This window comes from Allocoleopsis sp. (assembly GCF_036703385.1).
Taxonomy (GTDB): Bacteria; Cyanobacteriota; Cyanobacteriia; order Cyanobacteriales; family Coleofasciculaceae; genus Allocoleopsis.
The window spans coordinates 1-8,842 of the sequence record NZ_DATNPA010000405.1 but is presented as its reverse complement, the minus strand read 5'-3'; the positions used below and the strand labels follow the sequence as shown (position 1 = coordinate 8,842).

The 8,842-nt window shown below is 46.6% G+C and carries 8 protein-coding genes; 4 read left to right on the top strand and 4 right to left on the bottom strand.

The window, feature by feature from the left end:
- On the bottom strand, positions 1–574 hold a 574-nt coding region (locus tag V6C93_RS20070), incomplete at its 3' end, for a hypothetical protein (RefSeq protein ID WP_349262776.1).
- 333 nt (positions 575–907) lie between these two features.
- Here V6C93_RS20070 and secA point away from each other — a divergent pair.
- Complete coding sequence (gene secA, locus V6C93_RS20065; protein ID WP_333478443.1) at positions 908–3,700, top strand: preprotein translocase subunit SecA; 2,793 nt, start codon at positions 908–910, stop codon at positions 3,698–3,700.
- 169 nt (positions 3,701–3,869) lie between these two features.
- On the opposite strand, the gene V6C93_RS20060 is transcribed toward secA, so the two are convergent.
- The 3 genes from V6C93_RS20060 to V6C93_RS20050 all read right to left on the bottom strand — a co-directional run bounded on the left by V6C93_RS20060 (position 3,870) and on the right by V6C93_RS20050 (position 5,861).
- The gene (locus V6C93_RS20060) at positions 3,870–4,196 is read right to left on the bottom strand and encodes a DUF760 domain-containing protein (RefSeq protein WP_349262775.1); all 327 of its coding nucleotides are present in this window, start codon (positions 4,194–4,196) and stop codon (positions 3,870–3,872) included.
- Between the two features lie 293 nt (positions 4,197–4,489).
- Positions 4,490–4,708, bottom strand: a complete 219-nt coding sequence (locus tag V6C93_RS20055) for a bromodomain-containing protein (protein WP_333478441.1) — start codon at positions 4,706–4,708, stop codon at positions 4,490–4,492.
- A 172-nt stretch (positions 4,709–4,880) separates the two neighbouring features.
- Positions 4,881–5,861: a stage II sporulation protein M gene (locus tag V6C93_RS20050; protein ID WP_333478440.1), complete on the bottom strand. Its 981-nt coding sequence runs from the start codon at positions 5,859–5,861 to the stop codon at positions 4,881–4,883.
- Between the two features lie 87 nt (positions 5,862–5,948).
- Here V6C93_RS20050 and V6C93_RS20045 point away from each other — a divergent pair, with 87 nt between their 5' ends.
- The 3 genes from V6C93_RS20045 to V6C93_RS20035 all read left to right on the top strand — a co-directional run.
- Positions 5,949–6,818 carry a hypothetical protein gene (locus tag V6C93_RS20045; protein WP_333478439.1) on the top strand — a complete coding sequence of 290 codons (870 nt, stop codon included), beginning with the start codon at positions 5,949–5,951 and terminating at the stop codon, positions 6,816–6,818.
- 210 nt (positions 6,819–7,028) lie between these two features.
- Positions 7,029–7,949 (top strand): hypothetical protein, encoded by a 921-nt coding sequence (locus tag V6C93_RS20040; RefSeq protein WP_333478438.1) that lies wholly within the window; start codon positions 7,029–7,031, stop codon positions 7,947–7,949.
- A 193-nt stretch (positions 7,950–8,142) separates the two neighbouring features.
- Positions 8,143–8,842: RDD family protein (locus V6C93_RS20035; RefSeq protein WP_333478437.1), on the top strand; the 700-nt coding region annotated here is incomplete at its 3' end.

Below are 8,842 nucleotides of genomic sequence, written 5' to 3'. Positions count from 1 at the left end.
CCCGATACAGCATTAAATCTTGAGTCACTACCTGATTCTGGCGGTGAAAACTACCAAACTGCCAGATATCCCCAGTTGTCACAGCACCATACAAGATAGGCTCATCTGACTCTACCCAACTATCCAGAGCAATTAACTCAGCCGCTAGCTGGGTAAATCCCCGCGTTAAGTCTGCTTGTTTGGCCTCTACCACTAGGAGATAGTGTGGTGACTGAAGATAATAATCCAACTCTCCTTTTAGGTATTGGTTCACCTCAATGGGGTACTCAATATTGACGTTTGCCTCTGCAATTTTTGCGACTTCTAGTAAGATGGGGGCGATCAGCACTTCCCGGCGTGCTGCTTCGCTGGTTAAGCTGACGCGGGTGATGGCATCTTCAATACGCTGGCGTAAGTCGGGAAGTCGGATAAGTTGTACTGAAGACGCGGTCGGTAAATTGAGCTTGGCTTTGGTCAATGTTGCCCCTAACTCCCGCAGGATATCGGCTGGAGCAAACTTCATAAGGAAGTAGCTGCGGAATGTATAGGATTCATCGGGTTTGAGGATTGCAGGACGGTGCGGTCGCTCAGTCATCACCTTAACGCCTTCCCTGAGAATGTATTCGCCAATGGTGTAGGCGGCTTTAGTAGCAGCGTAACGCACCGACTCAAAGGTGAGAGTGCGACCCCCATAGGATAGAGTTTACCCCGACAACCCCCCAGTCTTTGCCCAAATCCCCGTACCGCCTCAATCTTAGGGGAAGTGATAGGATAACAATGTACCCCCCAAGGGTGACAGTCGGTGGTCAGCAAATAGGAACTAAAGACTGTAAAAAGATTTCAATCTAATAATTAACTCTGCCCTTTTGCTTAGAGTCTTGCCGCTCTAACCTCTACCCTGGAACTTAGTGAATAAACATCTCCTGATATGTTAAAAACCGTACTCGGCGACCCCAACGCCCGCAAATTAAAAAAATACCAGCCTTACGTTGTTGATGTTAACCTTCTGGAAGACGAGATCCAGGCGCTATCGGACGATCAACTCAAAGGCAAAACAGCAGAATTTCAACAGAAGCTAGCCAAAGCCACAAGCGATCGCGAACGAGCCGAGGTGTTGGACGAGTTGTTGCCGGAAGCCTTTGCTGTGGTACGGGAAGCAGGGCGTCGAGTCTTAGGAATGCGCCACTTTGATGTGCAGCTCTTAGGGGGTATTGTCCTGCATAAAGGACAAATCGCTGAGATGAAAACCGGTGAAGGGAAAACCCTGGTTTCCACTCTACCCGCTTACCTAAATGCCCTGACGGGTAAGGGTGTCCACGTTGTTACGGTCAACGACTATCTAGCCCGTCGAGACGCCGAGTGGATGGGGCAGGTACACCGCTACTTAGGGTTAAGTGTCGGGCTAATTCAATCCGGCATGGGGCCAGCCGAGCGTCAGCGCAATTACGCCTGTGATATTACTTATGCCACAAACAGTGAATTGGGCTTTGATTACCTGCGTGATAACATGGCAACCGTCATGGCAGATGTTGTGCAACGCCCCTTCAACTACTGCGTCATCGACGAAGTAGACTCGGTACTGATTGATGAGGCACGGACGCCACTGATTATTTCCGGGCAGGTGGAGCGACCTACAGAAAAGTACCTGAAGGCGGCACAGATTGCGCGAGCTCTCAAAAAAGAAGAACATTACGAAGTAGATGAGAAGGCGCGTAACGTTCTGTTAACAGATGAAGGGTTCGCCGAAGCGGAGAAGCTCTTAGAAGTCCAGGATTTGTATAACCCAGAAGACCCGTGGGCGCACTATATATTCAACGCGATTAAGGCCAAGGAATTGTTTCTCGCCGATGTGAACTATATTGTTCGCAACGGAGAGGTGGTGATTGTGGACGAGTTTACCGGGCGGGTGCTGGCTGGACGCCGTTGGAGTGATGGTTTGCACCAGGCGATTGAGGCGAAAGAGAACGTAGAAATTCAGAATGAAACTCAAACCCTCGCCACCATTACTTATCAAAACTTCTTCTTGCTGTATCCCAAGCTAGCGGGAATGACGGGTACGGCAAAGACAGAAGAGGCGGAATTTGAAAAAATCTACAATCTGCAAGTGACGATTATTCCCACCAATAGACCTTCTGGACGGGGTGACTTGTCAGATGTAGTTTACAAGACTGAGGCAGCCAAATGGCAGGCGATCGCTGAAGAATGTGCCCAGATGCATGAAGAGGGACGCCCAGTTCTGGTCGGAACCACCAGTGTAGAAAAATCAGAGCTGCTTTCAGGTTTGTTGAGGCAACGAGCTGTCCCTCATGAATTGCTCAACGCCCGTCCTGAGAATGTGGAACGGGAGTCAGAGATTGTCGCCCAGGCCGGTCGCAAAGGCGCTGTGACGATCGCCACGAACATGGCGGGACGAGGGACAGACATCATTTTGGGTGGTAACTCTGACTACATGGCGCGACTGAAGTTGCGGGAGTACTTCATGCCCAAGATTGTCATGCCAGAACAAGAGGATGCTTTGGCTCCGATGGCGGTACCAGGAGCGGGTGGGCGAGCACCCGCGCAAGGGTTTGCTCCTGGAAAAAAGGTAAAAACATGGAAAGTCAGCCCACAGATTTTCCCCACAGAACTGTCCAAGGGAACGGAACAACTGCTCAAAGACGCGGTGAATTTTGCGGTGAAGCGGTACGGAGAGCGAAGTCTGCCAGAGCTAGAAGCCGACGAAAAGATAGCGGTGGCCGCAGAAAAGGCACCGACGGATGACCCGGTGATTCAACAGTTGCGGGAGGTTTATAAAGCCATTCGCAAAGAATATGAACAGCTTACGTCCCGTGAGCATGAGGAGGTGGTCAAACTCGGCGGTTTGCATGTGATTGGTACAGAACGTCACGAATCGCGGCGGATTGACAACCAGCTGCGGGGACGTGCGGGACGGCAAGGTGACCCCGGTTCGACCAAGTTCTTCCTGAGTTTGGAAGACAATTTGTTGCGGATTTTCGGGGGCGATCGCGTGGCAGGATTGATGAATGCCTTCCGCGTCGAGGAAGATATGCCTATTGAGTCCAAGATGCTCACCCGCTCTCTAGAAGGAGCGCAGAAAAAAGTCGAAACCTTCTACTACGACACCCGGAAACAGGTGTTTGAGTACGACGAGGTGATGAACAACCAAAGACGGGCGATTTATGCCGAACGTCGCCGAGTGCTCGAAGGGCTAGACCTCAAAGAACAGGTCATCCAGTATGCCGAACGGACAATGGATGACATTGTCGAAGCCTACGTTAACCCTGACTTACCCCCGGAAGAGTGGCAAGTAGATCAGTTGCTTGCCAAGGTGAAGGAATTCGTCTACTTACTCCAAGACCTAGAGCCACAGCATCTAGATGACATGACTGTAGGCGAAATCAAAACCTTTATGCACGAAGAAGTTCGTAAAGCTTACGACCTCAAGGAAGCCCAGGTCGATCAAATTCAGCCAGGATTGATGCGACAAGCCGAACGCTTCTTCATCTTGCAGCAAATCGACACCCTCTGGCGGGAGCATTTACAATCGATGGATGCTCTGCGCGAGTCTGTGGGTTTACGCGGCTATGGACAAAAAGACCCTCTGATTGAGTACAAGCAGGAGGGATATGAAACCTTCTTGGAGATGATGATTGACATCCGGCGCAATGTGGTGTACTCTTTGTTCCAGTTCCAGCCCCAAGCTCAACCACAAGCTGTTTAATGGTTACTAGTCATTAGTTATTCGTCCTTGGCAAAGGACTCTTGGGACAATCCCCCGGCTGGGAGACGGGGGATTCTTTTGAGGGGGTGAAAGCGTAGCAAAACATACCAAAAATCTATTTTTGTAAATGTCCAGTTTCAACAAAAAATTCTTTGTTGAGCCAGAGAAGTTATGGGTTTTCAGCAACCTGCATCGACTTTTCAAACGCCAAACGCTGTTCAGCATTGTGCAAAAAGTATCCGCCGATCATAGCTGCCGCAAGGAGCTGACCAAGGTATTCACGGCTCGTTGTAATCGTCACCTCGAAGGATTCAGGAGGTAATGTTCCTAACATTCCGATGATGTTGCTTTCTATTACCTTAGCTGCTTCAAAGGAAGGCTCTGAGAGTTTAGCGATCGCTTCAGGATGCAACGATTGTATATATTGCCAAAGCCCAGCGCCACCCGTTGAGTCGCTATCAAAGAACTTTGGTACTTGATTAGGTAGATTGCTCATGGTACTCATTAAAACGAGTAGACTTGTTGAGATTTCTACACAATAGCGATCCCTTTCCTGCTTCATCCTCATCCCAGAGCCAGTATTTACTTCCACGTCTTTAGGGGGATGAGCAGCCGTTGGTTTTTACCAAAACATCACGGGTTTAAAGCCCCGCTATCGACGGGCGTACAAATTTATGATCAAAGTATGGGCTCTCTCGTTGTCCATTGGCGTCGATAGCGTAAGACGGGTATGAACAGCAACTATTGTTTGAACCCAGAATCCTCACGCATGAACGGCACAGGAGTGCGTCAAACAGCCTCATTATTTGGTGGTGCCGCGATGGGCAGTACAGGAAGATCGTCGTCTGGAACTCGCGTAGGTACGCCCAAATGCTTACGAGCGCTATCCTCTGCTAGCTTCCGGTCTTCTGCACTCTCAAACTGGCTTTCATCTAGCAGAGATTGGCTCCTTGCTGCTTCATCGCGGGTTGGCGGAGCGCCATTTTTCCATCTGTATTTATAATCCATGACTTCAAACGCAGGTAAAACTGCGCCTCTATTTCTATGGTTTTATATTAGGCGTGCTATGAAAAGTACACTTCTACTATTAGGATGAGGTGTACTGATACCAATTTAAATAGAGGATGCGACAGATCATAGATTGAAACTCTTGCCTCCAGAATGCTTGTGCATCCAAAATCTAAAGTCCCAAATCCAAAATGCTATCAGTCGGTTTTTTTCGGCTGCAATAAATCACCAACAATGTAAATAGTCCGATTCCCGCGAGATACTTGAGGGGATTGGGAACGATTAGGCTGGGTGAGTAAAAACCCTCAATCGTACCCGCAAGAATCAGCATCGGGACAATGCCGAACACTAACTGAGCCGCTTTATAACCATAGAATTTCAGCGCCTCAACGCGGGTGTATTCACCAGGGAAAAGCATCCCTTTAGCGATGAGTAAACCAGCGCCACCCGCTAAGAAAATCGCAGGCAATTCCAGGGAACCGTGAGGAAACACGAACGCCCAGAAGGGATAAGCTAAGTTATTTTGTCCTACTAATGTGGCAACTGCACCAATTAAGACTCCATTGAGGGCTAGGAGGAAGACGGTGAAAGCACCTGCCGTAATACCTCCAGCAACGGCCTTAAAACTCACTGATATGTTATTAATCATAATATTGCTGGATTCCACGGGTTCTCTTCCCAAAATCGACCCCATCCACAATTCGTGGCGATCGCGCACTTTCACAATCAATTCTTCGGGCACAACCATTGACATAAACATTGGATCTTGCCAGGAAAACCACCAGGCAATTAGCGCCCCTAGTAGAAAAATTGCTGTCGCCACAGCTGTATAGCCGAATGTCTCTTGTACAATAGCAGGAAAACCCCAGCGACTAAACTCCATCACCGCCTGCCATTCCTGACGGCGTGAACCTTGATAAATCTGGCTATAGCTGCGAGAAGTCAGCTGCTGCAAGTCTTGCACCAACATAATTCCTACTTGGTTGGTTCGCGCCCTCGCCAAATCCGCCGAAACAGAGCGATATAAGCTAGCTAGTTCCCTAATTTCAGCGGCCTTCAACGACTTAAGTCCTTTTTTCTCCACTTGCCTCAGAAGAGCATCTAATCTTTGCCAGTTTGGTTCTCGCCGCGCAATCCATCGCTTAATATTCATAAAATTTACCCGGAGCGTTTGCTAGTCCTAGCGTAAGATATCGGTAATATTTGCGTTTGCGCCTCAAGCAACTGGAGAAATTGTCTCATGTCCAAGAATCCGATCCTTCGCCAACCAACGGGGTCGCTCAGTGTTGGGAACGTCGTCAGTGCTGGCCTACGCATCTACCGCGATCATTTCAAGTCATATTTTGGTCTAGCTATTAAAGCTTTATTGTGGTCTTTAATTCCAATTTATGGGTGGGCAAAAAATTGTCAAATTCAGGCTATAATTTCACGCCAAGTCTACAAAGAATTGGTTGATAAACCAGAGCCTTTGAGTACAACACGCACTCATGTTCAACAACGTTTTTGGAGTTATTGGGTAGCACAAATATTAATTGGATTGATAAGTTTTGGAATTTATATTTTCTTATCTATCCTGTTGCGTATTATTGTCTTCCTACCTGTCTTAAGTCTGGGAATGATTTCTAGCTCAAATTCCGGAATTAGCCCCCTTCTTATCATCTTAGACATAGTGGCAAGGCTTATGGGAATCATTATTTATTTATGGTGCTACTCTCATTTTTTTATTGCAGAGTTACCCTTGGCAATAGAGAGCAATATGAATTCAACAAACTCGATTGGTCGTAGCTGGGAATTAACTAAGCCATTTATTATCCGGATTCAAGTCATTATTCTAGTAGCCAGTTTAATTACGTTACCTATAGTATTGCTCACTCTTGTACCCGTTTTTATGCTCATTGCATTTTTTTCGACTTCTTCTTCATCCGATGTAATTCTGGCTTCCTTTTTCTTGATGGGTTTGTTGGGCATAATTTTCGGAGTAGTAGGAACAACACTAATGATGCCATTTTGGCAAGCCATTAAAGGAGTTATTTACTATGATATTCGCACTCGTCAGGAAGGTTTGGGTTTGCGGATACGTGATGCAGGTTCCCCTGAATCCCTGAATTAAGTCCTAAGCTCAACTTTGGATTTGGAATTTGGGATTGCACAAGCCTTCTGGAGGCAATGGCTTCAATCTATGATCTGTCGCATCCTCTGTTTAAATGGCTATCACCAGCATTCATTTTAAGATTGAATATTCATAAACTTTCCTGAGAGACTCTTCCAGACACCGCTAAGATAAGCTTATTTCGCCTTCCACAACAGGAGGAGTCTAGCCGTGTCTATCAATCCGAGTTCTCTCAAACCCATCGGGCCTCTCAGTGTTGGCAATGTCGTCAGTACGGGTTTACGTCTCTACCGTTCTCATTTGAAACCCTATTTTAGCGTGGCTCTATTTGCTACGTTGTGGGTAGTACTGCCCTTTGTCCTAATCATACCTCTCGTCTTTTTGTTTGTTAGTCAAACATTAGGTTTTTCTACCTTGTGGTTGATTATGCCCCTGTGGTTAGTAATTTTCTGTTATTGCTTCTCCCAATACCTGACAAACTCTGCCTTAATTTCCCGCTTAGGTTTTGGTGAATTGATCGATAAACCAGAAACCGTTAATATGGGTCGTAGCCAACTCAATTCAAGGAACTGGTCTTTTTTATTTCAGGCTATTTTGGTAGGTCTGCTCCTATTGGCATTCTATATAATATGTGGGATTGTTGCTTTGATTGTCGCGGGTATATTAGGGGTTGTATTAAGCTTGATAAATCCTACATTTGGTACAATGATTTCTGTGATAATTGCCGTTTTCATCGTACTCATTGGTCTAAGTTGGTTTTACTCGCGCTTATGGTTAGTAGAGGTGATATTAGCCGTAGAAGAGGAAAGTCAAGTTATTCCCAGCATTGGTAGAAGTTGGGAATTAACACAAACCTCTGCATTTCGCATCCAAGGCGTATTTTTAGTTACTTTTTTGGTGACACTTCCCATTGTGTTAATCACTAGCTATCTGCCTCAAATACCACTGAGCTATATGGAACAAGGTTCTACAACTTACTGGACTTTGTATATCATTTCCCTGGTACTCAGTTTTGCAGGTGGGGCTGTGATTATGCCCTTCTGGCAGGCCATCAAAGCTGTTGTTTACTATGACGTTCGCAGTCGTCGCGAAGGATTGGGATTGCAGTTACGCGATTGGCAATCGCCCTAAAAGCGCTCAGCAAGAGTCTGGTGACGTTGGTATTCCTATCCTTTACATACAAGTTGTTTGCGTCGTTCTTCCAGTAGAGTTGGGACGCCTCGGCATGGCCGTAGCTACCTACCTTCATCAGCTGACACACTTCGTGTTAAATGCGAAGCTTAAAGAATAGTCAAATTCCTTCCTTCAGCTTTGCTCAACTGTCATGCGATTTTTTAACCGAGTCACACTCCAAACTCCAGAAAGCGTTGAACTGGAATTTACCCTAGCAGGAATCGGCAACCGAGCTTATGCCCTGTTAATTGATTATTTGGTTTGGAGCCTCATCCTAATTGGGTTTTTCATTGCTTGGGCCATCTTCTCTAATCAACTGCTAGAGGCTATCGAAAATTTTGTTGGTAGTAGCAAGCAACTAAGACTTTGGTTAGTGGCCATTCAGCTATTAATTACTTTCTTTATTTATGTCGGTTACTTCGTTATTTTTGAAACCCTATGGCAGGGTCAAACACCGGGTAAGCGCTTTGTAAAAATTCGCGTAATTCGCGATGATGGTAGACCCGTCAGCCTACAACAATCTACGCTTCGTTCTTTACTACGGCCTGTTGACGACTTATTTTTTTTGGGCGTATTTTTCATCGTGTTTGGCAAGCGAGAAAAGCGTTTGGGAGATTTGGTGGCGGGAACTCTCGTAATTCAAGAAGAACGACCTGTTGTCTCCTCAAGTTTTCCAGTATCCAAGGAAGCAGAAACTTTGGCGACTCAGCTACTGAGTGAAGCTGATTTGGCTAGTATGTTGCCAGAAGACTTTGCTGTGATTCGAGAATATTTGCAGCGGCGAGCGGCGATGATTCCTGAGGCAAGAACTGAATTGAGCCGACAACTCGCTCATCAAATCAAAGATGTCA

What these genes read in the sequence shown, in the direction of transcription:
- V6C93_RS20050 (WP_333478440.1), bottom strand. Translation starts at nt 5,861, where the DNA reads ATGAATATTAAGCGATGGATTGCGCGGCGAGAACCAAACTGGCAAAGA.
- secA (WP_333478443.1), top strand. Translation starts at nt 908, where the DNA reads ATGTTAAAAACCGTACTCGGCGACCCCAACGCCCGCAAATTAAAAAAA.
- V6C93_RS20045 (WP_333478439.1), top strand. Translation starts at nt 5,949, where the DNA reads ATGTCCAAGAATCCGATCCTTCGCCAACCAACGGGGTCGCTCAGTGTT.
- V6C93_RS20060 (WP_349262775.1), bottom strand. Translation starts at nt 4,196, where the DNA reads ATGAGCAATCTACCTAATCAAGTACCAAAGTTCTTTGATAGCGACTCA.
- V6C93_RS20055 (WP_333478441.1), bottom strand. Translation starts at nt 4,708, where the DNA reads ATGGATTATAAATACAGATGGAAAAATGGCGCTCCGCCAACCCGCGAT.